This is a genomic window from Acetivibrio straminisolvens JCM 21531 (assembly GCF_000521465.1).
Classification (GTDB): Bacteria; Bacillota; Clostridia; order Acetivibrionales; family Acetivibrionaceae; genus Hungateiclostridium; species Hungateiclostridium straminisolvens.
The window spans coordinates 1-24,276 of the sequence record NZ_BAVR01000031.1 but is presented as its reverse complement, the minus strand read 5'-3'; the positions used below and the strand labels follow the sequence as shown (position 1 = coordinate 24,276).

22 protein-coding genes and 6 pseudogenes are annotated in these 24,276 nt (G+C 38.5%); 4 read left to right on the top strand and 24 right to left on the bottom strand.

The window, feature by feature from the left end; all coding sequences use genetic code 11:
• Positions 1-148 precede the first annotated feature (148 nt).
• The 11 genes and pseudogenes from JCM21531_RS21630 to JCM21531_RS09485 form a co-directional block, all read right to left on the bottom strand.
• Positions 149-766, bottom strand: coding sequence for a GGDEF domain-containing protein (locus JCM21531_RS21630; RefSeq protein ID WP_243467496.1), 618 nt, complete (start codon positions 764-766; stop codon positions 149-151).
• On the bottom strand, positions 718-1,827 hold the full coding sequence (locus JCM21531_RS09520; protein WP_243467495.1) for a hypothetical protein: 1,110 nt from the start codon (positions 1,825-1,827) through the stop codon (positions 718-720). Before JCM21531_RS09520 ends, JCM21531_RS21630 begins: the two co-directional genes overlap by 49 nt.
• 25 nt (positions 1,828-1,852) lie before the next feature.
• Positions 1,853-2,491: an endonuclease III gene (gene nth, locus JCM21531_RS09515; protein WP_038289303.1), complete on the bottom strand. Its 639-nt coding sequence runs from the start codon at positions 2,489-2,491 to the stop codon at positions 1,853-1,855.
• A 139-nt stretch (positions 2,492-2,630) separates the two neighbouring features.
• Positions 2,631-4,096 (bottom strand): annotated as a pseudogene (glgA, locus tag JCM21531_RS09510) (glycogen synthase GlgA).
• 241 nt (positions 4,097-4,337) lie between these two features.
• Positions 4,338-4,595, bottom strand: coding sequence for an HD-GYP domain-containing protein (locus JCM21531_RS24860; protein WP_279379028.1), 258 nt, complete (start codon positions 4,593-4,595; stop codon positions 4,338-4,340).
• A 35-nt stretch (positions 4,596-4,630) separates the two neighbouring features.
• Positions 4,631-5,092, bottom strand: a complete 462-nt coding sequence (locus tag JCM21531_RS24855) for an HD domain-containing protein (protein ID WP_279379027.1) — start codon at positions 5,090-5,092, stop codon at positions 4,631-4,633.
• Positions 5,089-5,643, bottom strand: coding sequence for a hypothetical protein (locus tag JCM21531_RS24850; protein ID WP_243467494.1), 555 nt, complete (start codon positions 5,641-5,643; stop codon positions 5,089-5,091). The genes JCM21531_RS24855 and JCM21531_RS24850 overlap by 4 nt, the downstream gene beginning before the upstream one ends.
• Positions 5,644-5,811: 168 nt before the next feature.
• Positions 5,812-7,323, bottom strand: a complete 1,512-nt coding sequence (locus tag JCM21531_RS09500) for a S1C family serine protease (protein WP_038289301.1) — start codon at positions 7,321-7,323, stop codon at positions 5,812-5,814.
• A gap of 97 nt (positions 7,324-7,420) precedes the next feature.
• Positions 7,421-8,934, bottom strand: a pseudogene (locus JCM21531_RS09495) (sensor histidine kinase).
• Entirely contained in the window at positions 8,934-9,626 is a 693-nt protein-coding gene (locus JCM21531_RS09490; RefSeq protein WP_173400180.1) for a response regulator, read from the bottom strand. The pseudogene JCM21531_RS09495 and the gene JCM21531_RS09490 overlap by 1 nt, the downstream one beginning before the upstream one ends.
• A 59-nt stretch (positions 9,627-9,685) precedes the next feature.
• Positions 9,686-9,874: a hypothetical protein gene (locus JCM21531_RS09485; protein WP_038289297.1), complete on the bottom strand. Its 189-nt coding sequence runs from the start codon at positions 9,872-9,874 to the stop codon at positions 9,686-9,688.
• Positions 9,875-10,157: 283 nt separating this feature from the next.
• Here JCM21531_RS09485 and JCM21531_RS09480 point away from each other — a divergent pair, with 283 nt between their 5' ends.
• Complete coding sequence (locus JCM21531_RS09480) at positions 10,158-10,496, top strand: OadG family transporter subunit (RefSeq protein ID WP_038289295.1); 339 nt, start codon at positions 10,158-10,160, stop codon at positions 10,494-10,496.
• Positions 10,497-10,523: 27 nt separating this feature from the next.
• On the opposite strand, the pseudogene JCM21531_RS09475 reads toward JCM21531_RS09480, so the two are convergent.
• A pseudogene (locus JCM21531_RS09475) lies at positions 10,524-11,389 on the bottom strand (amidohydrolase family protein).
• Between the two features lie 241 nt (positions 11,390-11,630).
• Between JCM21531_RS09475 and JCM21531_RS09470 the strand changes: the two are divergent.
• Positions 11,631-12,838, top strand: a pseudogene (locus tag JCM21531_RS09470) (cofactor-independent phosphoglycerate mutase).
• Positions 12,839-12,973: 135 nt separating this feature from the next.
• On the opposite strand, the gene JCM21531_RS21615 reads toward JCM21531_RS09470, so the two are convergent.
• The 11 genes and pseudogenes from JCM21531_RS21615 to JCM21531_RS09435 form a co-directional block, all read right to left on the bottom strand.
• The gene (locus JCM21531_RS21615; protein ID WP_243467493.1) at positions 12,974-13,624 is read right to left on the bottom strand and encodes an HD-GYP domain-containing protein; all 651 of its coding nucleotides are present in this window, start codon (positions 13,622-13,624) and stop codon (positions 12,974-12,976) included.
• 11 nt (positions 13,625-13,635) lie between these two features.
• On the bottom strand, positions 13,636-13,980 hold the full coding sequence (locus JCM21531_RS21610) for a hypothetical protein (protein ID WP_243467492.1): 345 nt from the start codon (positions 13,978-13,980) through the stop codon (positions 13,636-13,638).
• Between the two features lie 214 nt (positions 13,981-14,194).
• A complete protein-coding gene (locus JCM21531_RS21605; RefSeq protein WP_243467491.1) occupies positions 14,195-14,896 on the bottom strand; it encodes a recombinase zinc ribbon domain-containing protein in 702 nt (233 codons plus the stop codon).
• Entirely contained in the window at positions 14,893-15,174 is a 282-nt protein-coding gene (locus JCM21531_RS21600) for a recombinase family protein (protein WP_243467505.1), read from the bottom strand. The genes JCM21531_RS21605 and JCM21531_RS21600 overlap by 4 nt, the downstream gene beginning before the upstream one ends.
• Positions 15,175-15,209: 35 nt before the next feature.
• The gene (locus JCM21531_RS21595) at positions 15,210-15,746 is read right to left on the bottom strand and encodes a recombinase family protein (RefSeq protein ID WP_243467490.1); all 537 of its coding nucleotides are present in this window, start codon (positions 15,744-15,746) and stop codon (positions 15,210-15,212) included.
• 18 nt (positions 15,747-15,764) lie between these two features.
• Positions 15,765-15,938 (bottom strand): hypothetical protein, encoded by a 174-nt coding sequence (locus tag JCM21531_RS19155; RefSeq protein ID WP_162149309.1) that lies wholly within the window; start codon positions 15,936-15,938, stop codon positions 15,765-15,767.
• Between the two features lie 159 nt (positions 15,939-16,097).
• Positions 16,098-16,612: pseudogene (locus JCM21531_RS09455) on the bottom strand (5-formyltetrahydrofolate cyclo-ligase).
• A gap of 132 nt (positions 16,613-16,744) precedes the next feature.
• Positions 16,745-17,428 carry a zinc ribbon domain-containing protein gene (locus tag JCM21531_RS09450; protein ID WP_038289293.1) on the bottom strand — a complete coding sequence of 228 codons (684 nt, stop codon included), beginning with the start codon at positions 17,426-17,428 and terminating at the stop codon, positions 16,745-16,747.
• Between the two features lie 102 nt (positions 17,429-17,530).
• Positions 17,531-18,586: a nicotinate-nucleotide--dimethylbenzimidazole phosphoribosyltransferase gene (gene cobT / locus JCM21531_RS09445; RefSeq protein WP_038289291.1), complete on the bottom strand. Its 1,056-nt coding sequence runs from the start codon at positions 18,584-18,586 to the stop codon at positions 17,531-17,533.
• A gap of 161 nt (positions 18,587-18,747) precedes the next feature.
• Positions 18,748-19,064, bottom strand: a pseudogene (locus JCM21531_RS09440) (50S ribosomal protein L25).
• A gap of 101 nt (positions 19,065-19,165) precedes the next feature.
• Positions 19,166-19,480 (bottom strand): hypothetical protein, encoded by a 315-nt coding sequence (locus JCM21531_RS09435; protein ID WP_038289290.1) that lies wholly within the window; start codon positions 19,478-19,480, stop codon positions 19,166-19,168.
• A gap of 286 nt (positions 19,481-19,766) precedes the next feature.
• Between JCM21531_RS09435 and JCM21531_RS09430 the strand changes: the two genes are divergently transcribed.
• Together JCM21531_RS09430 and JCM21531_RS09425 are read left to right on the top strand one after the other, a co-directional pair.
• Positions 19,767-20,789: a hypothetical protein gene (locus JCM21531_RS09430; RefSeq protein ID WP_038289288.1), complete on the top strand. Its 1,023-nt coding sequence runs from the start codon at positions 19,767-19,769 to the stop codon at positions 20,787-20,789.
• A gap of 140 nt (positions 20,790-20,929) precedes the next feature.
• The gene (locus tag JCM21531_RS09425; RefSeq protein WP_038289286.1) at positions 20,930-22,189 is read left to right on the top strand and encodes a nucleotidyltransferase; all 1,260 of its coding nucleotides are present in this window, start codon (positions 20,930-20,932) and stop codon (positions 22,187-22,189) included.
• 107 nt (positions 22,190-22,296) lie between these two features.
• Here the strand turns inward: JCM21531_RS09425 and JCM21531_RS09420 are convergent, their stop codons facing one another.
• Entirely contained in the window at positions 22,297-23,964 is a 1,668-nt protein-coding gene (locus JCM21531_RS09420) for a ribonuclease J (protein ID WP_038289284.1), read from the bottom strand.
• Positions 23,965-24,276 lie beyond the last annotated feature (312 nt).

The following is a 24,276-nucleotide window of genomic DNA, read 5'->3' as shown; positions in this document are numbered from 1 at the left end:
TTTGAAGAAAGACGATAAAATGTACAGAATAAGCTACTTTGTCCCCGAAAGGTTATGGAGCAAAAACGAATCAAAATTATTTGAAAGCATTGTCTCCTCATTTAAGACCAACGCTATAGAAAATTAGAGATAACATCCTCTTAAAATATTAGCATGGAATTCTCACGCAGTTTCTACCGGACTCCTTGGCTTCATACAGCGCATTATCCGCCGTTTTTAGAAGCTCAGACTCTGTGTTTGAAAATTCCGGATAGGATGAAACTCCAAAGCTTACGGTAACCGAAGCTTCCACCAGTTCATCTTTTATCGACGTCTTTGAAATAATATTCCTAAGCCTTTCCACCTTGTCATATGCCTCTTTTATACTTGTTCTCGGAAGCAATATGACAAACTCCTCTCCTCCATACCTTGCAATGATGTCTCCGCTTCTCAAGGATTTTTTTATAAGATTTGCAATATGCTTTAAAACTTTGTCTCCAAACAAATGCCCAAAAGTATCGTTAAAACGCTTAAAATAGTCGATATCCATAATTGCCAGCGACAAGTCATAGTTTTCCCTCTTGGCATTTGCAATCTCTTCTCTAAGCCTTTCCTGGAAATAAAGCCTGTTGTATATTCCCGTAAGACTGTCTATGGTAGCCATTTCATGCATCTTTTGATACAATTCTACGTTTTCCATGGCTATTCCCACTTGCTGTCCTATTATATTTAATAACCTTAGATTATTGTCATCAAAAGCACTAAAATACTTATGCTCGATAAGCACCAAACCGAATTTCTTGGCCTTTGTAGACAGGGGCACGCACAGCAGGAATTTACGCCCCTTCCTTCGGCAAAAGGATACTCCTCCACATCCACAAAATTCTCAAGAATAGGTTCTCCGTTTTGCAATGTGCCAAGAAGCTTTTCGCAGTTTATATTGTCATTTAAAATAATAAGCTCTTTACGGTTTGTAATATTGGTAGTATGAACCTTGAGCCTTCCTCTATTATCATCGTAAAGAATTATTGTGGAACTGCTTACTCCCATAACTCCAATAATAATGTCATTAACACTCTTTAACAGCTCCTTAATATCGAGTATTGAGCTTATAGCCTGGGTTATCTGCTGCAACGTGAAAAGCTCTGCGAGGCTTGTCATAAATTTTTTATTGGCCTCTTCCAGCCTAGAATTACACTCTCTTAACTTGTCATTTTGGGATTTAATCTCTTCTTGTGCGGCTGACAGTTGCTCATATTTGTTTGCAATCTCCATAAACAGCTTCTTGTTCTGCTGCTCATTTTCATAATTGTTTTTGTACAATACGGAGCAAAAAACCGAAAAGAGAATAAAGACAAAGTAAATTGAAAACGTATGCATAATATCCTGTAATGATTTAAAAAAGATAAAATAACCGCCTTCACTTAAATAGATATGGGATAAAAACTTTAATACAATGTCCGCCAAAAAAGTATATCCCACCAGTACAAAGGAAAACTTTATTCCGGCATAAAAACTGGTAATCAGGATAAGAAACATGAGCATAATATACGCCCATTCCCCGATTCTCATAAAAACTATTGCTGATAATATAAGCAGTACTTCCGACAGCCTTACAAAAGGATATATTTTTTTATGAGAAAAGAAATTCCTTTTGACAAGAAAATACTTAAAAATGTTGAACAAAGTTATAATTATAAAGAAGCAAAGCTTAGCAAAAGTACCCGGATATGAGGTCTTGCCCATCGGCATACCGATATTCAAAATTACAATATGAGCAGCAATGAATACAATAAAAATCCATGTAAAGCGAATGAACATCAGCTCATATTTACTGAATTTTTCCACAGACCCACTTCCTTTTCAGATTGCATCATTTTGAGTACTCTTTTCCATAATCGCAATAGTCAATAATTCCGCATTTATTGCATTCGGGTTTTCTTGCTTTGCAAACTGCTCTTCCGTGGTAGACCAACTGATGGCAAAAGATAGACCAGCTTTCTTTAGGCACAATCTCCATCAGTTCAAATTCTATTTTTTTCGGATCATCGCTACTTACTAATCCTATTCTGTTGCTTAATCTTTTGGCATGGGTATCTACAACAATACCGGGTATGCCGAACACATCTCCTAAAATCAGGTTTGCAGTCTTTCTGCCAACTCCGGGTAAAGTCAGCAAATCATCCATATTATCGGGAACTTGTCCACCAAATTTCTCTATAATAATTCTGCAGGTTTCTTTAATATTCTTTGCTTTGTTATGGTAAAACCCTGTTGGCTTTATATCCTGCTCCAGCTCTTTTAAGTCAGCATTGGCAAAATCCTGAGCATTTTTATATTTCTTAAAAAGCGTCTTTGCCACTATGTTAACCCTGGCATCGGTACATTGTGCGGCAAGCTGTGTGGATATGAGCAATTGAAGAGGATTCTCATAATCTAAAGTACACTGAGCATCTTTATACAATTGATTAAAGATTTTTATAATTTTTTTTACTCTTTCTTTTTTGTCCATTATACTGCCCTCCACTATATTATAACAAATAAATACATCTATTGCATAGCAAAATATTCAAAATAGATTTATTTTTTTCCTACAGAAAAAGTCCAGATAAACCGGACTTTTTCTGGCGGGAATATAACATAAACATGTATTATATCTTCTTTTTCATAAGCTTTGCATACAAATCGGAGTACTTGCTTGCAGACTTGTTCCATGAATAATCCTCACTCATGGCACGTTTTACCATGGACTCCCATTCAAGAGGCTTTTCATTGTAAAACTTTATCGCACGCTTGATGGTCTTTAACATATCCTTTGATGTAAATTCCTCGTATGAAAAACCATTTCCGTTTTTCTTATCCTTGTCGATGTCAATTACCGTCTCTGCCAAGCCTCCTGTCGACCTTACTATAGGTATGGTACCATACCTTAGACTAAACAGCTGTCCCAATCCGCAGGGTTCAAATCTCGACGGCATGAGGAACATGTCACTGCCCGCATAAATCCGCTGGGCCAAAGGAGCATTAAATCCGATAAATACCCCTACCTTTTCCGGATATTTTTCTTGAATTTTCTTAAATCCTGTCTCATAGTACTCGTCTCCGGCTCCCAATAAGACAAACTGAATATCTTCCTTCATCATCTCGTCAATTTCATCCATTATAAGGTTTAGACCCTTCTGCCCGGTAAGCCTCGATATCAGTCCGATAACAGGCACATCTTTTTTGGGAAGTCCCATTTCCTTTTGGAGAGCATATTTATTTTCCACTTTCAACTTAAATGTCTCAACATTATAGTTTTTGTGGATTCTTGGGTCGGTTTCCGGATTGAATACATCGTAGTCTATGCCGTTTACTATTCCGTAGAGGTCTTTGGCTCTGTTTTTCAGCAAGCTTCCAGCTTTTCACCGTATCTTTCTGTCTGAATTTCTTTTGCATAGGTCTCACTGACCGTGGTAATAATATCCGCATAAACCAATCCTGCTTTCATAAAGCTGAACATCCCGTAAAACTCAACCTTCTCGGGCACAAACACTTCATCCGGCACTCCCATTATGCCCATTACGTCCCTTGAAAAATTGCCTTGATACTCGAGATTGTGAATTGTAAACATGGTCTTTATGTTTTTATAAAAAGGATAATCTTTATACTTCTCGTTTAAAAACATGCAAATCGGGCCTGTATGCCAGTCATTGCAATGAATTATATCCGGTTTGAAGTCTATTTTCGGGAGCATATCCAATGTTGCCTTGCAGAAGAAAGCAAATCTGTCTGCATCATCAAAATAGCAGTATATTCCACCTCTATTAAAGTAATGGTAATTATCTACAAAATAAACAGGTACACTCAAATCCTTGCCGTCTGCCTTAAAGCCAATTTCACCTTCTCTCACAATACAAGTCGACTGTCTGCCTCCCATATCAACCGGAAAATCCGTCACATACTTCATATCAGCTTCTATCTGCTGATATCTCGGCATTGCAATCCTAACGTCATAACCCATGGAAACCAACGACTTTGGCAAAGAACCTGCTACATCTGCCAATCCTCCCGTTTTAGCGAAGGGTGCTACTTCAACAGATACAAATAACACCTTCAAGTTCTTATTCTCTTTCATCATATACCTCCATTTTGTCTTTTTTGGTGAAATGAAAATAAAATAATTTATTTTCAATGGTTAAATCAGGCAAATTAATACCCAATATTAATAATATCCATTTTATTCATATACCAAACACAGGTTTACATCGTCATGTCAAAACCGATTTATTAATAAGTTTTGCCCTCTCCTGCCATCATCAGCAGTAAATCGGCAATTTCAGGGTCAAATTGCGTTCCTCGGCACCTCTTTATCTCTTTTAGGCCGATTCCATATCCATCCCTTTTCTGTATGGCCTGTCGCTGGTCATAGCATCAAAGGCATCTGCAACACACATTATTCTTGCAAAAATGCAAATTTCTTTTCCTTTAAGCCCATAGGGATATCCCTTTCCGTCATATCTTTCATGGTGCTGCAGTATACCGTTTAACCCGTTTTTCAAAAATTCAACATCTTTAAGAATATTATATGCAATAATAGGATGTTTCTTTATTTCGTTGAATTCTTCATCCGTCAACTTCTCCGTCTTGTTTAATATATTCGCCGAAATTCCTATTTTCCAATGTCGTGCAATATGGCTGCATACCTTAAATCCTTTATTTCTTCCTCAGACAGCTTCAATGCCCTTGCAAGCTCACAGGATATTTCCATAACTCTCTGGCAGTGTCCCCTTGTATAAGGATCCTTTGCTTCAATGGAATTGGCAAGGCACATAACCGTCTGGAGATAACCATACTGAATATCGTCAAACAACCTCAAAAGCTCGATATTTTTTTCATTAAGTTCCTCTTTTGTTTTATCCAATTCCTTAATATAGCTGTTGAGTTCCTCATTGCTTGCGGCTGCTTCCTCATACAAAGCTTCTATTTCTTGCTTTTGACTATATATATTATTAAACATTTCAGCATTTCTGATACCTATAGCAACATAACATGCCAAACTCTTTAAAAAACTCAAATTAATTTCTGAAAAAGCTCCTTTCTTTGAGCTTCCGATGAAAATTGCACCTATCAATCATCCGAAACATTTAACGAAATTGCCATGATTTCACGGTTCTCTTCGTTTGAAAGTATTTCAATTTGCGGTTCTGACAAAGAGTTTTTCTCTATAAGGTTTCTTACATATTGTTCATAATCAATATTCGCTATTTTTTTTAAGATTTCATTCCCGCACCCATAGTCTAATATCGGTTCTAAAGACTTTTTGCCTACAAAGCAAACATGATACCAATCGCATTCGGTGATTCTTTTTAGTTCATTATATGTATGTTCCATTATTATTTTTGCATCAAAAGTTGACGTAATAATTTTGGATACTTCATGGAGCGAATCCAATTCCGCTTCCATTTTTTTTATTTTTTCACCGTGTGCTAATAATTCTCCTTGATTTTCTTTATGGAATATAGACTTCGAGAGGTAATCAATAAACATTAACAGTAAAACAAACCCTATGACAATAATAAACCTGAAGTCCGAGGTCTGGGCAAATTCAATTGATGAAAACACCAGTATAAAGCATGTGAAAAGAACCTTAATTATGAACAAGAGCACAGAACTATTTTGCATAAATTACCTCCGCTTCGGGTAATATTCTGCAGGCAAGATGTTTTGACACTTACATTTTATATAATTATTCTACATATCGTCACAAAAATCCTTCCGATTAATATAATTTAACATAAGTCTATGAAAAAGGCGGCTTTGAAAGCCGCCCGTTATATACAACATTCTATTCTATTTTTGCTCATCCAGTGTTACTTCAACAGTAATATCCTTTCCATCCCTGTGTATTTTCAACTTAACCTTATCTCCCGGTTTGAACTTATTCTTTTGCTCTTCCAACTCATCATAATTCTTTACTCTTACACCGTTAAACTCCGTAATTATGTCATCTTTTTGAATTCCGGCTTTATAAGCTGCACTGAATATTTCAACGTTGTAGACAAGCACTCCTTCCGGAAGTCCGTAGCGGTCTGCTATTTCCTTGGTATAACCGCTGTTTATCTGTATGCCGATGGATGGTCTTCCTCTTACATATTTGTACTCAATAAGGCTGTCGGTTATTTCCTTTGCTTTGTTTACAGGTATTGCAAACCCAAGACCTTCATAACCGTCTCCGCCGATTTTTGCAGTATTTACACCGATTAACTTTCCTTCGGAGTTAACAAGAGCACCTCCGCTGTTTCCTGGGTTTATCGATGCATCAGTCTGAATCAGCTTCAATTCTTTACCGTCAGTTATAGGTATTGTCCTGTTAAGACCGCTTATTACACCCACGGTAACCGATCCCATATATTCCAGGCCTCCGGGATTACCTATGGCAACCGCAAGCTCACCGACTCTTATTTTATCCGAGTCTCCAAATTCAATCGCAGGTAAGTTGTTTGCCTCGATTTTAAGTACTGCCAAATCTGTCTTCGAATCCGTTCCCACCACAGTAGCAGGATAAGGTGTATCCGGATCGCTTGGCAAAATTACCTCAATCTTTGCATTCGGAATCAGAGTATTGGTCCTACCGTTCAGGGCCGATTCAATAACGTGGTAGTTTGTCATAATATATCCGTCACTTCTTATTATAATACCTGACCCCTGGGATTCGGTATCCCTTGGTGTAAAGAACCAGAAATCGCTAATGGTTGCTGTTGACTTTACACTTATACCGACAACTGAAGGCCCAACCTTTTCAGCTATTGCAACCACTACAGAAGAATCTGAATTCTCAATAACCACCTTCCTGTAAAAATCCGAATTCTCCCCGGTGTTATCCAAGCCCCCTTGCACGTTGGTATTGTTTTTGAATATGGATTGAACCGAAGGGCCAAGTGCCGGAACTCCAAATATGAAGAATCCTCCAACTATCGAGCCGCCCAATATAGAGCTCATAACTGCGACAAGTATCATTTGCATCAAAATACCGTTCTTACGCTTCTTCGGTTTTGTATAACTCTCGGAATAATATGAAGCCGACCTCAAGTCTACCGGGCTTCCTTCATAAGCCTTTTCATTTTCAATTACTCTTTCATTTACGCCCTCAGTTACATTTTCTATAACATTTTCAAATACATCCTGAGCTGCATTTTCACTAACATTATTAAGTACATTTTGAACTGCACTTTCATTGACATTTTCAGACATGTTTTGAGCTGCACTATCAACAATATTTTCGCTATTTGCATTATTTGCTTGTTGGAATGTGTTTATTTCATTTCCCTCATTGCTAAAACCATTATAATTTAATTCGTCCATACCTAACTCTCCTTTCATTTCATTCTATTTTCTTTTGTTGTTTTTATTATAGAAAATGATTTTTAAAAACTTATGAATAAATTGTTAAGATTGATTTTTATGCATTCTCACTGCTACCCTTGTCTAGAGTAAAATAAAACTTCGTTCCCTCTCCAACCTCACTCTCAACCCAAATTTCCTGTCTGTGGTCGTTTATTATGTTTCTGACTATAGCAAGACCAAGCCCTGCGCCGCCTTTTTCTTTACTTCTGGATTTGTCTGACTTATAAAACCTTTCCCAGACAAGGTCAATTTCATTCTTATCTATCCCTATTCCATTATCTTCTACACTGACAAGTATCTTGTTTTTGTACCTAGAGGTAGATACCTTGATCTTTCCGTTCCGGCACACAAATTTTACAGCATTGTGCATGAGATTTATCAGCACTCTTTCTATAGAATCCACATCCGCTCTAACATACATATCCTCTTCTTCAAAATTTGCTTCAACATCGATATCTTTTTGTGTTATAAAATTTTCCAGCTTTATGATACACCGCCGGATAAGTTCATTAATATTGAAATTTACCGGGTTTATACTGATTTCACCGGACTCCATTCTGGCAAGGTCAAGTAGGTCTGTGGTCAACCTGTTTAACCTTCTTATTTCATCCCGGACGATTAAAAGGTATTCTTTTTCCTTTTCCGGGGGAATGGTTCCGTCCAAAATCCCCTCTATAAACCCATGAATTGAAGTCATCGGAGTCCGCAACTCATGGGATACATTGGCAATAAAGCCCCTTCGCATATTCTCCAAATTCTGAAGCTCTCCCGCCATGTTGTTAAAGCTTCTGGCAAGTTCGCCTATCTCATCCTCCGATGAAATATCAAGCCTTTCGTCAAATTTCCCACTCGCAATTTTCTTTGCGGCACTGTTAATCTTTTTCAGTGGCCTTGAAAGCTTTAACGAAAAAATATAAACAAGTATTATTGATATTATTATAGAAACGGCAACAGCAGACATAAAGAACTTAAAAACACTGCTTCTTGCCCTTTGAACCTCAGGAACGGGCGTATGAAGGTAAATAGCCCCCAAAACCTTCTCATTGTACAGAAACGGCTTTTCGATAGTCAGCCACGACACATTGGTATCCTTAAACAGACCGTAAAAGTCCCCCATTTCCCTGACCAAAGGCACATTACCGCTCATAACGTCTTTATATTGTGCCGGATTTTGTAATCTTACCTTGCCGGTGTCATCGGTAAGCTTTCGGATTATTTCCTTGACCACCGCCTGATTGCCCTTTATTATACCGATTTCTCCTTCAGGGGACACAATCCAAATGATGGATCCGGTACTCTGGCTGTCCCTTGCCAGGGCATTATCCAGCATACTCCGGTATATTTCATCCCAGAATGCAAACATAGGGTCGTTATAGTTGTTGTAATAAGCAGTCAAATAATCATTCAGCATGCTGTTTATGCTGTCTGCAGTATCACTGAGCAAATTTTCTTTTCCTCAGAGGCAAAATTTCCAAGAAAAATATAAAGCATGGCTCCGGTTATGGATGTGCTTACAATCAAAATGGCAATAAATATTACAACAATTTTGCTAAATAGTGTTTTTAGCATTATTTCACCTCAAACTTGTATCCGACACCCCAAACAGTTTTAAGCTGCCAGTTTTGACCTTCACTGTCAAGTTTCTCCCTAAGCCTCTTTATGTGGACATCCACAGTCCTTGAATCTCCATAAAAATCAAATCCCCAGACCTGCTCTAGAAGTTGCTCCCGCGTAAACACCTTATTGGGATTTGAAGCAAGAAAATATAGAAGTTCCAGCTCTTTTGGCGGAAATTCCATCTCTTTGCCGTTTACTTTCAGTGTGTAATTCGTCTTGTTTATAATAAGATTCGGATATACTATCTCCTGCACATCACTGTCCTTGTGCTCATACCTTCTAAGCACTGCCTTTACCCTTGCCACCAGTTCCTTCGGTTCGAAAGGCTTTACAAGATAATCATCTGCACCAAGCTCCAAACCCAAAACCTTGTCAAAAGTCTCACCTTTGGCAGAAAGCATGATTACGGGAATATTGCTGATTTTCCTTATCTCCCGGCAAACCTGCCACCCATCTGCCCCAGGAAGCATAATATCGAGAATAACTATGTTCGGAGCCATACTCCTAAACACTTCCAGAGCTTTGCTGCCGTTGTATACCGTTACAACCTCAAAACCTTCCTTTTCCATATACAGTCTTATCAACTCACAGATATTTACGTCATCGTCAATTACAAGCACTCTGGTTTTATTATTCACACCCATCACCCCAATATTTTTATAAGCAGGTCTATACCCTATTCTTCATAATTATAAACATAATTTCAGTTTAATATTTCGTGGCGGATAGGCAAACTATTTAGTACTATATTATGTATTTTTATTTCTTCCTGCAGCTTTTTCTGCTCTTCCTTTAACTCGTTTATAGTATTTGTAAGTTTTTCATTCTCTTCAATCAAAACTTTAAGCATTTCTCTGATCTCATTGATAGCAAGCCTGTCCTCCTGTCTCATAATCATCCCCCTAATAGTAATAATGTATATTTATAAATAAATAATGCATATAAAATAATATCATTTTATCTGTATTATCGGTATTAATATATTAGAATGCATTATTTTGTTACTGTATATTATAACAAATTTATTCTGTTGTGAATACAAAATTTATTAGTAGCTTTTTTTTGCCATAGAATATCTGTTGACTTGCCGGCGGCATTATGATAAGTTTTAGGTATGTATGGTTTATCACAAGTAAATTAATCGAGATATTTATCTTTTTGGGAGGAGGTAAAGTATGAATAATCCTAACATCGTAACCGTATTAGTTGCATTGGCAGTATTCGTTGTCATTATCGGACTGTTTGTTTTTATCAACAGAAAGTCGAAATCTTCAACATCGGACACCAACCGGCTTACCGGTAATCCGGCCGATACCTCAGGCAAGACCGGCAAATCAAGCAGCAATCTTCCCGAAGACGATGCCCTGGTAGCGGTATTGACTGCCGCAGTACTTGCAAGTATGGGAAACAGACCCGACGTAAAAATAAGAGTAACTTCTTTCAGACGTATACCGGAAACATCGCCAATTTGGAATACTGTAGGAAGAAAAGAGTATATCTCCAACAAGCTCTAAGTAAAGTTATATATTCTTATCCCGAGCTTAGTTATATACTCTATTTAAAAATAATTTCATGGCATTTTCGCCTAAAATAATCTTTTTCTGTTCGCTACTTAGCTTCATTCCCATGAACCTCTTTAAGTCCCACGCAGGGCTTCCCCATGGGTAATCAGAGCCAAAAACCAGTCTTTCGGCTCCGATTTCGTTTATAACACCCTCGGGTATACTATCATCAAGCCAGCTGGCTTATTTGTTTCTCTTATTGGAGGATAACCCGAAATAACAATGGACGTATCAAAGTAAACATTTTCATAGCTCTTTGAAAGCCTTAAAACATCCTTTACATTACCGTCAGCCATATGGGTAAGTATGAAGGGAATACTTTCATACCTTGCTATCAGCGGCTCAAGGGTTTCCACATCAGAAAACCTATTTAGCCTTGCATTTGCCACCCGGCCGCAATGAAATACTATTGGAAAAGCTATGTCACTGCAAAACTCATATATACCTTCCAATCTTTTATCCTTTGGGTCAAATCCCTGTGCCATAGGATGCAGCTTAATTCCCTTCGCTCCATCTAAAATATATTCGTCAAGAAGGCTCGTAAAGGATTCATCCATATCCGGATGAAAGCTTACCAAAGGTATAAGATTCGGATGTTTCCGAGATTCTTCAAGAGTCCACTTGTTGTTGGAATGAAGGATTTTAGCCGGCGCAAAATTAGCCATGACGGTATAGTCTATCCCCTCATTTTCCATGTTGATTAAAACGTCGTCAATAGTCCCCGTTCCAGGATTTTCAAATTCTATATCGTACATTTTGTTGAAAGATTGCAATATTTTCAAAGAAATCTCTTCCGACGAAAAAGTATGTACATGACCGTCTACAATTATAAAATTGCCTATCATTTCTTATTACTCCCTTTTCTTCTAATATAAATAAACTTACTTCTATTTTAATTTGCTTTCTATGTAATTGAATCCTCTTATCCACGTCTTTATTGCCATAAAGTAATTATAGATTATTATTACCGCCAAATCAAATTTTAAATTTATGTCTTCTATTCTTTGCATACTTTTTAAAGTCTGCTATAATTAAATGGTTAAAATATCATAATCCATATAAAATTAAGTTAAAGGAATTGATTTTATGAAGTATGTATTGATTTTGGGAGACGGAATGGCCGATTATCCCCTTTCCCAACTGGACAATAAAACACCTCTGCAATATGCCAAAAAACCCAATATCGATTATCTTGCTCAAAACGCTGAGGTGGGCATGGTAAAGACCATCCCGGATGGCATTCCGCCGGGAAGTGATGCTGCAAACCTTTCTGTCATGGGTTACAATCCAAAGGTTTATTATACCGGACGTTCGCCCCTTGAAGCGATAAGTATGGGTATTGATTTGTCGGAAACGGACGTAGCCATAAGGTGCAACTTGGTCACACTGTCAGAAAATGAAGAATATGACCAAAAAACCATGATTGACTACAGTTCCGATGAAATATCTTCTGAGGAAGCAAGAGAACTTATTAATGAAGTAAACAGGCATTTTAAAAATGACGCATCTGCTTCTACCCCGGCATAAGCTACCGCCACTGCATGGTGTGGAAGAACGGTGCTACAGGATTGAATCTTACTCCACCCCATGACATACTGGAAAAGAAAATCACCGGTTATCTTCCCTCCGGAGAAAACACAAAAATGCTATTGGACATGATGGTTAAAAGTTATGATATTTTAAAGGACCATCCTGTCAACAAGGCCAGAGTCAGCAGAGGACTTCGTCCTGCCAATTCCATATGGCTCTGGGGAGAGGGTAAAAAGCCGAGTATTCCTAAGTTTTATGACAAGTACAAGCTAAACGGCTCCGTTATTTCTGCCGTTGACCTAATCAAAGGAATAGGTATTCTGGCCGGGCTTAGAAATGTTGAAGTTGAAGGTGCAACCGGAAACATCGACACCAATTTTTACGGAAAAGCCGAGGCAGCACTAAAAGAACTTGAATCCGGGCAGGACTTTGTGTATCTTCACATAGAAGCACCGGACGAATGCGGTCACAGACATGAGATTGAAAACAAGGTCAAGTCAATTGAATTGATAGACGAGCATGTTGTGGGCACAATTATAAAAGGACTTGAAAAGTATGATGACTACAGAATTTTAATTTTGCCGGATCATCCTACGCCTTTGTCCTTAAGGACACATACTGCCGAGCCGGTTCCTTTCCTTTTGTATCAGAAGGCAAAACCGAAAAAATCCGGTGTGACCGGATATGACGAATTGCAGGCAGCAAAGACAGGCGCTGTCTTTAATGAAGGCTACAAACTTATGGACCGATTCATATTGGGTTGACAATAAAAGCTCGGGACATCGAGTCCCTTGGCTTTAGCCTCTTTCATTTCATTCCAAGAAGCTAAAGCAAAAATCGCCCGGGTATAAAGCTTACGGGCGATTTTTTACCTTTTGAAGATGTCCCAAGATATTATTCTATGACAGAATAATATCTTGAACAAACAAAGTGAGGTCCTCCAAAAGATTAAAATCTCCTATTATGTCATTATCGGTAAATGCCCTCACCACAGGCCTCTGCGGGCTTCCAATATTCTGCCGTATCACAACACCGCACATTCCGTTGCTGAGCTTAACAGTGCATCCGTCAGGATAAAAAACTATGGTATCCCGAAACACCTGCACAACGTCAGGGTCAAGGATACTACCCGAAACGGCCAGAATGACCTCAAAAGCTTGATGGGGCATAACCGAAACACCGTTGTTTTCACTACCGTGCAGAACATTGTCGTAGTAGTCTGCCACCCGCACAATCCTTGCATAATCAGAAATACCGGTTCCCTTCAATTTTCTCGGATAGCCTGTTCCGTCAAAATTTTCATGATGCTCATAGCAAACTTTTGAAGAGTTCAAACTCATGCCTCTTAGCTTCCGCATCATTTCAAAGCCTGTCTCAACATGTTCCGGCTTCTCTTCGGCACAGTTTTCCCGCCCCAAATCATGGATCAGTGCTCCCGCAACAAGGTCACAGAGCTGGTTGAACGTATATGACAACCGGTTTCCAATATAGGCTGTTATTATCGCCACATTAACACTGTGTTCGATAACATACTCATCAACAACATCCATGGAAAGCATGCTTATCCCTTTGTCTCTATACTCCCTGACATAATCAACGATTTTTTTGCGGCATCTTTTATGGTATACTCGTCTATTTCCTCTGAGTTGTGTATCTTTGTGTATGCATTTTTCAACACCTTAGCAACTTCGTTTCTTGTCGTTATGTCAATCGGCTGAACTGCCCTTACATCTTCAAATCTCACATCATCTATATAGACCCTGTTTATTCCCAGTTGTTTAAATTTCTCTATATAAGCTTCCTTGAGAACCATACCGGAATTTAAGATGATTTTCCCGCTTGCAGTAAATACAGGCCTTGCCAACTCATCTCCCGGTTTTAATGAATTTACGCCGACAAGTCTCATTGATTACCTCCATGTAACAATGTTTTTTAAGGCCCGGACCTCCTATCCGTGCCTTTTCAAAGGTATTTTTCATAAAATTGCATTCTGATATGAAGGGAATTTACATGATAAAATTTGGTTTTATAAATAGTATATTCGACAAAAAAAAAGTTTTTTCCTGTCACACAAAAAGCAAAAAACTTCTTAACATCTTTTACAAAAATATAATAATATATCAAAAACTGTATTCAATTAAAATCGCGCCATACAGCACAATGTATTCTTTTTCCTTCTTTGTAAGATTCAGTTTCCATTTTTCTTCCTCATAACTATCGCCCTTATCAAAAACTACTATCCTGTTTATCATTGTTTTAGCAACCTCATTGGTAATACCGTTATTTGCAATTTGATTCTTTAATTTCGCAATCCTGTCGCCCAAGTCATGGCACTCTGTTTTTCTTGCTTCTAATTGATCAATTTCCTGTTTTATAGCCGAAATCCTGCTTTCAAGCTGCTGGTTCATCCTCAAGAAAAGGCTTTCGGATATCTTGTTCTCAAGCTTATCCTGATACAGAATCTCCTGCTGCTTTTGCTTTGTCTCCATCTGCTTCAAAAGTTTTTTGCGTATAACTTCATAATCCTCCGTTGCCTTACCCTTTTCAAGCTTCTGCAATATTTTATTTGACATCTTCTCATCATCTAAAAGTTTTTCAATATCCTCCAAAACAATCTCATAAAGATCCTTTTCTCTTATACTGTGGCTTGTACACGCAGTTCGTCCTGCTTTACCGTAACTGCTGCAAATATAGTTCATAGGCCTGTTATGCCGCTTTCTTGCAAACATAACGCTTCCGCAGGCTCCACAAAATATGATGCTGCGAAACACATGCATAATGCCCTTGTGGGGACCTGTCCTTACATTTTTATTATTCCTCATCCTCTGTATCTCTTCATATTCCTCCTTGAAACAATAGGTTCATGGGTATTCTCAGTTATCACCCAATGCTCTTTTGGCAAGCGCCTCGTCTTCTTGCTTTTAAAACTGATTTTTTCACTAACTCCCTGTACTGTATCCCCGGTATAAACCCTGCTTAAAAGAATCCTTCTAACAGCAATGGGATTCCACAGGCCCTTCGAAGGTGATTTTATCCCCTCACTGTTCAATATGCCTGCGATATAACTATAGCCATACCCCTCTCTATAAAGACTGTATATTCTTCTTACAACCCCCGCCTCTTCCTTGTTTACAATCAGCCGGTTTCTCTCGTAAGGCGATTTTTCATACCCAAAGGGGCATGCCCTATGTACTCTCCTTTTTGTATCTTGAATCTTAAATTCGCCCGTATTTTTCTTGAGATATCCAAGATGTAGCGCTCGTTAAACCACGTCTCAATTCCCACAATATCATTATCCTTGAGGCTGTCATACCTGCCGTCATAAGTAACAACCCTCACCCCGTTTTCCTCCAAGAAATCAAGGAATAATAGGGTTTTGGCATTATTTCTCCCAAGCCTGGACAAATCCTTTAGCACCAGAAGATTTATCCTGCCTTCCAACACATCACGTCTAAGCTCGTAAATTCCCTTCCTCTCAAAACCGGATCCCGACACATTATCGTCAATATAAATCCCCGTAACCTCACCCAATCCATTCTTCTCTACATAATCAATGAGCAAGTCTCTTTGAGTTTCTATGGTCTCATAGTTTTCTTCATTGTCATCCCTGCTCTCGCGGACATAAATACCTGCCTTATAGGATTCCAAGACTTCATCTTTTCTAATAAGCATCTCACCCCTTCCTTTGACTTAATTCACGTAAATTAAAATCCCGTTTTCCGGCTGAGTTTCTGAACTTTCAAAAGCCTCAAGCAATCTTCTTACGGTATTTGCTGCAAAAACGTATTTGGCTGTCCTATAGCCCAAATCACCTGCCCGTTTTATGCCAAAAGAGTTGAATAATTTTAGCCAAAACCTCTTCAACCTTTTTCTGCCCCTTATATTTTTTTACAATTACCCTTGATTTTGAGTCCCTGTTTTCCATTGCCGGATACCCCGATTAGTTGATGCTAACTAATATATATGCCAAAGGAAAATATTATAAAAATTGTCCGGATCATTTTTAATCCGGACAATTTACTGTCAAAGATATATTCTGTTTTCGGTAATAACCGCATCCATCAGTATGTCATGTTCTTCTTTAGGAATACTCGGAAAAACCTGTATCTCAAAAGCAATTCCCACTTTCAGGCAATCCTCCCGTACCTCCCTTAGAAAAACATCGTAGTAGCCGCGCCATAGCCAATTCTTCCTCCTTTTACGTCAAAGGCAACTCCCGGCACTACAACCAGGTCGATATCTTTAGGGTCAATTCTTTCCGAAAACTCCTTTACCGGTTCCAAAATACCGTAAGTACCGGGCTTTAGCCCTCTTTCTCTGTCTATTAATGCGTACGGAAATATTTTCTTTACACCATCCATCGAATCAATAAGAGGCAAGACTACAGTCTTGCCAAGATTTAAGCAGTGATCTATCAAAAAACCGGTCATAACCTCATTTTTAAAATCCATATAAGCCATTATGCATTTACTTTTATGAAATCCGTCAAAGGATATTAGCTTCTCTGTAATCAATTTGCTCTTTTGGACAACTTCCATAGCCGAAAGTTCTTTTCTAATATTCAGAGCTTCTTTTCTAAGCTCCCTCTTGTCTCCCATAAACATCATCCCATAACCGTTCGTCACTTATTTGCATTCAAAACCCCATGCATTCTAAAAACCTCAGTAGCTTTATGCCAAACATAATGTCAAAAAAGCAAAAGCGGCCATTGATACAACAAAGGAAATAACAGATGAAACCAAAAGGGCTGTTCCAAAGGATTTTCTGTCTGTATCTCCTTCTGTATTCATAAACACAATAGACGAAATCACTCCGAAAAGCTGCCCTATTCCAGGTACAAGATTGGACAGTGTTACCATAAAAACTTTCATACCATTGCCCAGAGGCCTTTTCTTATTATCGGCCTGCATTTTATCCACTATGACATTAATAGGTTTAGGCTCTGCCGGATTGGCGTACTGAATCTCGGGCTCGTTTTTTTGCTCTCCGGCGTTTTTGCTAAAATTATCACTTTGCAAAGGAGCATACGGACTGTTATTCAAAGCTTCTCTGTCCGCCAATGCCTCTTTAAATGCGAAATCATCATCATTGTAATTCACATACTCTTCACTGGAAACTGCACTTCTCGTAAAATCGGCAACATAGGTACTGTCGTTGATAGTTTTGTCAAACTTGTATGCACTATTATCAGTATCGACATCTTCACTTATCGTATCAAATGCTTCTAAAGAATCATCATCCAAATAACTGGCCTCAAAATCAAGTAAACTGCCGCAGTAAGGACAACGCTTAAAATCTGAAGCAATATTTTCACCACAGAAACTGCATACCTTTCTACCACCAATGCTGTCCATCTCGAATCCTCCTTGTAAGTATAATGACATATAAACTTACCTAATTCTAATATTCTTCAATACCAACGAAAATCCTTCACAACCGTATTAAATTTATCTTATTCATCCCTGGGGCCGGTACTGCTCGATATATGCATCTTCAAATGTGCCCATGTTTTTATATACCGACAATGCACAGTCAAAAACATGGAATGCCAGTGCCGCACCGGTCCCCTCCCCAACTCTCATCTTCAGATTCAACATAGGCTCAAGTCCCAATACCTCCAAAACTTTCTTACTTCCGGGCTCTGCCGAACCATGGGAAGGAAAAATAAAATTTATAACCTTAGGCTCTATCCTCACAGCTGCCAAAGCGGCAGCTGCAGATATAAATCCATCAATCAAGATAGGAATCCTATATGCCGCAGCACCGATAAAACAACCTGCAAGACCTGCAATATCAAATCCTCCCACTTTTGAAAGAACATCGATGGGGTCACTTGCATCAGGCCTGTTTACTTCTATTGCCTTTTTAACTATTGAAATCTTTTTCCAAAGAGCTTCATCCGAAAGCCCTGCTCCTCTTCCCACCATATCCTCTGCTTTTGAATTTGTCAAGATTGTGGAAACCGCACTGCTGGTCGTGGTATTACCGATACCCATTTCTCCCGTCCCCAAAAGGTTAATCCCCTTCTTACTCAATTCCTCCACAGTGGAAATTCCAACCTCTATAGCCTTTATAGCTTCCTCACGTGTCATTGCAGGCCCTTTTGCGATATTCCAAGTACCCTTTCTGATTTTACGTTTTACAAGTCCCTCGCAGTCAATGTCATCATCCACTCCAATATCAACAACCACAATATCGGAACCTGTATGTTTTGCAAAAGCATTTATGCCTGTTATTCCTCGAAAAAAGTTTCTCGTTACTTTAGAGGTTACATCTTTTGGACAAGAACTCACACCTTCTTCTACAACGCCGTTATCAGAACACATTATAACAACTGCTTTTTTATCCACGCATGGGAAAACCTCGCCGGTTATACCTGCAAGCCGTTTAATGATATCTTCCAACCTCCCCAAACTCCCCAATGGTTTTGTGAGGCTGTCAAGTCTTTTCTGCGCCATCTCCATAGGCACCGTATACAGATCCCCTACGGACTTTAGTGTTTCAAAAAGCATAATAATGCCTCCTCCTATATGCCGGACTTTACAAGACCGCAAATAAAATTATATTGCAATATTCCCGGCAAAGCAAGTAAACAGATGTATAAGCATATAAATTAAAAAACACCTTAAATTTTTCTTAAGGTGCTTTTTGATTTCCATATATGGGTTTTATTCTAATGTAATCCGAATGAATCTCCTTTTTCATTATCAAGAGGCATCAAATCCACATGGAGAATATCATCGCCAATCGGCTTTCTCTGTACTTCCTGTATTTTAGCCTTTATTTTCTTTCCGTTTAAATTCAAATTTACCAACACATCACTGCCGTTTTTATCGATAATTGGCCTTATCTCGTCTTCTATCAAGCTTATCGGGATACTTTCGTTGCCTGATAAAGAACTCCGGGAATCTTCCCTTCCCTTTTTGCCTTTTTTGATGCCAACGTACCCAGTTTTGTTCTGTTTTCAATATTAAGTTCAAATTCCTCCATAACACCCACTCCTTTGCTAATATCATCACTGTTTTCCAGAACAGCTTCATTAACAAAGTATTTCCAGTAAAACCGCAGTTAATGCATTTTATTGAAACTTTCTACATTTCTTCAGACTGATATGTATCCCCTTCCCTATAATACAAGTATAACAATGCCTTTATAATATCGTTGCAGTTTTCGTATGTTACTGTATGAATGTCGCCTCTGTTCACCTGAATTAGAAGTGTCATCTTGTGTTTGTCACAGTTGTCAATTACTGTGCTTATCAGATCAATTGCTTGAAGCGGTTTATAATAGACATAAATCCAATGCTCGATATCCTTATCCATATCCAACTCCTTTTGATAATAACTTTCTAAAAAACTCTTGATTTCTCCAGATCTTTTGGACAATAAATTTACAGTAACATACATTTAGAAAATTCCCCTCACTTTTTACATTTTTTAATTGCCAAACAATTTGCGTAGTTTAATATTGATTTCAACAAAAACTACAGAAAAACCTTTATGTAATTTTTTCATTATTCACAGCTTGGCCGCATCAGTATTTTTAATCATTATTATGAAATAATATAAATAATAGCTTTACTTAATAAATATATAAATTAAACACAAAATTCTTTATAAATTAAAATTTCTTAAAACACCTTAAAACTATAAAGAATGGAGGAAAAAGCGTTAAACTCTGCTTTAATGCTTGATGTTTATGAGAAAAGTGCTAGATACCGCCAAAAATTGCTGGATGGTTCCTATAATCATATCCTTAATCTTTAGCGGCTGCAGTAAAAATCAAAGCGACAATGCAAATAAAAATCCGGAAATCCAACAGCAGCAATTTGGAAGCGAAAATCAAGGAGATGAAATTCCGGAACAACTGGAAAACTTGGAAAACAATATTGAAAGAATATTTTCAACTTTGGACGGACCGGCAATAGAGCTAAAAAGTGGCAAACAGCAAAAGCAGAATCAAAAACAGCAAAAAACACAAGACGGTAATGAGGAGCACCCAAAGGCCGAAAAAAAGACCGAGGAAAAAGCCGATAACTCTAAAGGCAATAATGAAGGTCAAAAAAACGAAGGAAGTAAAGATGATAGTTCAAAGGATAAAAACGGTGAAGGCGAAGAAAAGCAAAACGGCGACACCAAAAATGAGAGTACAGGCCAGAAAAATCAGCCATCTGCTACCGGCATGGAAGAAGAGGAAAAAGACCCTTGGAAAGAAATTGACAAAATCATAAATACTCTGCACTATGAGTGGAACAGCTATACACCCTTGGCTGCAAAAAACAATGCCAGCAGGGATCTTATAGATGGCTTTAGTACTGCTCTAAACAGCCTTACCGATACTATAATCAGCAAAAACAAGACCAATACCCTGCTTGCTGCAAGTTACTTATACGCCTATATACCGGATTTCTATTCCCTTTACAGGACCGAAACCTCTCCTGAAATAAAGAGGGTTCGGTACTACACCCGAAATGCAATGCTTAACGCAATGACGGCCAATTGGGAACAGGCAGACAGCGATATGAAAAACCTCAAAAGCATCTGGAATATTTATAAAAATGTTGTATCGGAAGAACAGAAGGAACTTTCCAGCCAATTGGACTATTCAATTCAGGAATTTGAAAAGGTTTTATCGGAAAAAAACCAGCCGCTGTGCGACATAAAAGGAAGAGTTGTAATGTCCAATATACAATCTCTTGAAGAATCCATGAAGTAAAATTAAAAAGAGGCTAGACAAGGCCAGCCTTTACAAAAGGACGTCTTAAAAAAGCCGGTTTGTAAAGTCTGGCCCGTCTTTTTTACCCAAAGCATTGATGTATAATATACTAAATAAATTAATTGAAAGGACAGGCACCAATGAAGGTTTTGGGTTTGATTGTGGAATACAATCCTTTTCACAACGGACATCTTTATCATCTTGAGGAGTCGAAAAAAACAAGTGGAGCTGACTTTGCCGTTTGTGTTATGAGCGGCAATTTCATCCAGCGGGGAGAGCCGGCAATTGTAAACAAGTGGGCAAGGGCAAAAATGGCCTTATCCTCAGGTATTGACCTTGTAATAGAACTGCCTCTTGCCTGTGCCATGGCCAGCGCGGAATATTTTGCTTCCGGAGCCGTAAGAATTTTAAACGATATAGGAATAGTGGACTATATATGCTTTGGAAGCGAACATGGAGATGTTGCAGAGCTGGACTACATTGCCCAAATTCTTGTAGATGAACCCGAGGCCTACAAATCCTATCTAAAGAAAGAGCTCGACAAGGGTTTATCATACCCTGCCGCCCGCGAATCGGCCCTAAAGAAATACGCAGCATTAAAAACCATATCAGACATCAATATCTCTGAAATAATCGCTTCATCAAACAATATCCTGGGTATAGAATATCTAAAGGCCTTAAAACGCATAAAAAGCAATATAACGCCACTTACAATAAAGCGCATTAATAATGATTATAACACAGAAAACATAACCGGCAGCATTTCCAGTGCATCGTCAATAAGAAAATATATTTCTACCAAAAATCTGTCCTCTTCAGATAATGTTCTTGCCACAACACTGCCCAAATCAAGCATCGACGTCCTTTTTGAAGAGATTCATGCCGGAAGGGGACCTATTTTTAAAGAGGATTTTTATCCTATTATCACTTCCCTTATCCGAAAAATGACACCGGAGCAACTAAAAGTCTTTGCCTATGTTTCGGAAGGGCTTGAAAACAGGATAAAAAGTGCTGCCGATGCCGCAGGTACATATGAAGAGCTTATAGAAGGCATATGCACCCGGAGATATACTAGGACCAGAGTACAGAGGATACTTATGGGCATACTTATGGGAGTAACCTCAGAAGATATAAATATGCTTAGCCGCTTTGACAGTCCTCAATATGCAAGGATTTTGGGCTTTAATTCAAAAGGAAAACAGCTTCTTTCTCAAATAAAGAAGAAATCGTCAATACCTCTGGTGCTAAAGACTGCAGATTTCATAAAATCCTGCGACCCTGTCCTTAAAAGAAAGCTTGAATTGGAGTCCCTGTCCACCGACCTTTATGTAATGTGCTATAAGAATCCTGCCTTTAGAAAAGCCGGTCAGGAGTTTACTCAAAATATCATTATTATGTAATAGTTCAAAAAGAGCCCGAAGCTTGTCATTATTTTCATGCCGGGCTCTTTTTAAAATCCTCGTATTATATTTTTTAATATTTCAATAAATTAATTTTTAAACCCTTATTATACCTCCATAATAATAGGAAGAATCATCGGTCTTCTCTTGGTTCTCTCATAGAGGAAATCTCTCAATGCATCCCTAATAATGCTTTTCTTTGTGGACCAATCGTTCTTTTTCTTATCCTCGCACTTTTGAAGAGCCAATTTGCATACCTCTCTTATTTCCTCCATAAGGTCTTCGGACTCACGCACATATACGAAACCTCTGGAAATAACATCGGGTCCTGCAATTACATTGCCGGTATCTCCCTCTATGGTAATAACTACAACTATAAGTCCGTCCTGGGACAAATGCTTTCTATCCCGCAAAACTATGTTTCCTACGTCTCCAACTCCAAGGCCGTCAACCAGCACTCTTCCGGAATTTACGCTGCCGTTTATCTTTGCGGAGTCATTGGTAAGCTCCAAGACCTTTCCAATGTCCATAATAAAAATGTTTTCCGAAGACATTCCCAGCTCAACAGCAAGATTTGCATGGCGCTTTAAGTGCCTGTATTCTCCATGTACCGGCATAAAGTACTTCGGCTTTATCAGTCTGTGGATAAGCTTCAGTTCTTCCTGACTTGCATGACCTGAAACATGAATATCCGCCAAGGATTCGTATATAACTTCTGCTCCCTTCTTGAAAAGCTCATTTACTACCCTTGAAACCAGTTTCTCATTTCCGGGTATAGGATTTGCGGAAATGATGACAAGATCGCCTGGGATAATTTCAACCTTCTTATGGTCTCCGGAAGCCATTCTCGTCAGGGCAGACATCGGCTCACCCTGGCTTCCCGTGGTAATTATAACCAATTTCTCCGGGGGATATTTGTTTACATAGTCTATATCAATAATTACCCCTTCCGGTACATTCATATAACCCAGTTCCATAGCGACATTTACCACATTCACCATGCTTCTTCCGCATATGGCAATCTTTCTTCCGAATTTGATTGCAGCATTCACGATCTGCTGAATTCTATGGACATTGGATGCAAAGGTTGCAACAAGTATCCTGTTTTTTGCATTCATAAATATCTCATCAAAGGTTTCCCCAACGGTTTTTTCCGACATCGTATAACCTTGTCTTTCAACGTTGGTACTGTCGCACATAAGGAGTAATACGCCCTTCTTTCCAAGCTCAGCAAGCCTTGCCAAATCAATAGGCTCGCCCTCTATAGGCGTGTAATCAATTTTAAAATCACCGGTATGGAAAACCGTACCTACAGGGGTAAAAATAGCTAGAGCCATTGAGTCTGCTATACTGTGAGTAGAACGGATAAACTCAACCTTGAAACATCCCAGCTCTATTACATCAGAATGCTGAACAACATTAAGAACCACACTGTTTAAAAGTCCATGTTCTTCAAGCTTCTGCTCTAATAGCCCCAAAGTAAGCTTTGTACCGTATACCGGAACATTCAAATCCTTTAGAACGTAAGGCAAAGCACCAATATGATCCTCATGTCCGTGAGTGAGAACAATACCTTTTACCTTTTCCCTGTTCTTAGTCAAATATGATATATCCGGTATAACAAGATCAATTCCCAGCATATCGTCTTCCGGAAAAGCAATACCGCAGTCAACAACAAATATATCATCACCGTACTCAAAAACAGTAATGTTTTTCCCTATTTCACCCAGCCCACCAAGGGGTATAATCTTTAGTTTTTTCTTCTTTTTTGCCACAATTTAACCTCCGCTTTCCTTGTATTCTATTATATTAAAAAACAATCAGACAATAGACTCAAATAGACCCGTTCCCATGCTTTAGCATATTTTCAAAAAACCAAGACCTTTACGGTGTGCCAAGTTTATTTCGCCCCAAAAGCCAGTTTATAGAAAATACAGCCAATTAGCAAGTTTTCAATTTGAGCTATTGACAGCTTGTATTTAAACAATTTCATTATTTAATAATATAACCCGTTTTTTGACAAACAAAATAATTCAAGAAGAAATACTCCTTGAAACCCCTGTTTGTCCATACTCTATATTTTTTGG

Bases quoted from the DNA above. Each gene is read 5' to 3' on its own strand.
- nth (WP_038289303.1), bottom strand. From the start codon at position 2,491: ATGGACAAAAAAGAAAGAGTAAAAAAAATTATAAAAATCTTTAATCAA.
- JCM21531_RS24850 (WP_243467494.1), bottom strand. From the start codon at position 5,643: ATGCAAAATAGTTCTGTGCTCTTGTTCATAATTAAGGTTCTTTTCACA.
- JCM21531_RS09500 (WP_038289301.1), bottom strand. From the start codon at position 7,323: ATGGACGAATTAAATTATAATGGTTTTAGCAATGAGGGAAATGAAATA.
- JCM21531_RS09490 (WP_173400180.1), bottom strand. From the start codon at position 9,626: ATGGGTGTGAATAATAAAACCAGAGTGCTTGTAATTGACGATGACGTA.
- JCM21531_RS09485 (WP_038289297.1), bottom strand. From the start codon at position 9,874: ATGAGACAGGAGGACAGGCTTGCTATCAATGAGATCAGAGAAATGCTT.
- JCM21531_RS09480 (WP_038289295.1), top strand. From the start codon at position 10,158: ATGAATAATCCTAACATCGTAACCGTATTAGTTGCATTGGCAGTATTC.
- JCM21531_RS21615 (WP_243467493.1), bottom strand. From the start codon at position 13,624: ATGGATGTTGTTGATGAGTATGTTATCGAACACAGTGTTAATGTGGCG.
- JCM21531_RS21610 (WP_243467492.1), bottom strand. From the start codon at position 13,980: ATGAGACTTGTCGGCGTAAATTCATTAAAACCGGGAGATGAGTTGGCA.
- JCM21531_RS21605 (WP_243467491.1), bottom strand. From the start codon at position 14,896: ATGAGGAATAATAAAAATGTAAGGACAGGTCCCCACAAGGGCATTATG.
- JCM21531_RS21595 (WP_243467490.1), bottom strand. From the start codon at position 15,746: ATGCTTATTAGAAAAGATGAAGTCTTGGAATCCTATAAGGCAGGTATT.
- JCM21531_RS09450 (WP_038289293.1), bottom strand. From the start codon at position 17,428: ATGGACAGCATTGGTGGTAGAAAGGTATGCAGTTTCTGTGGTGAAAAT.
- cobT (WP_038289291.1), bottom strand. From the start codon at position 18,586: ATGCTTTTTGAAACACTAAAGTCCGTAGGGGATCTGTATACGGTGCCT.
- JCM21531_RS09435 (WP_038289290.1), bottom strand. From the start codon at position 19,480: ATGTATGTTACTGTAAATTTATTGTCCAAAAGATCTGGAGAAATCAAG.
- JCM21531_RS09430 (WP_038289288.1), top strand. From the start codon at position 19,767: ATGTTTATGAGAAAAGTGCTAGATACCGCCAAAAATTGCTGGATGGTT.
- JCM21531_RS09425 (WP_038289286.1), top strand. From the start codon at position 20,930: ATGAAGGTTTTGGGTTTGATTGTGGAATACAATCCTTTTCACAACGGA.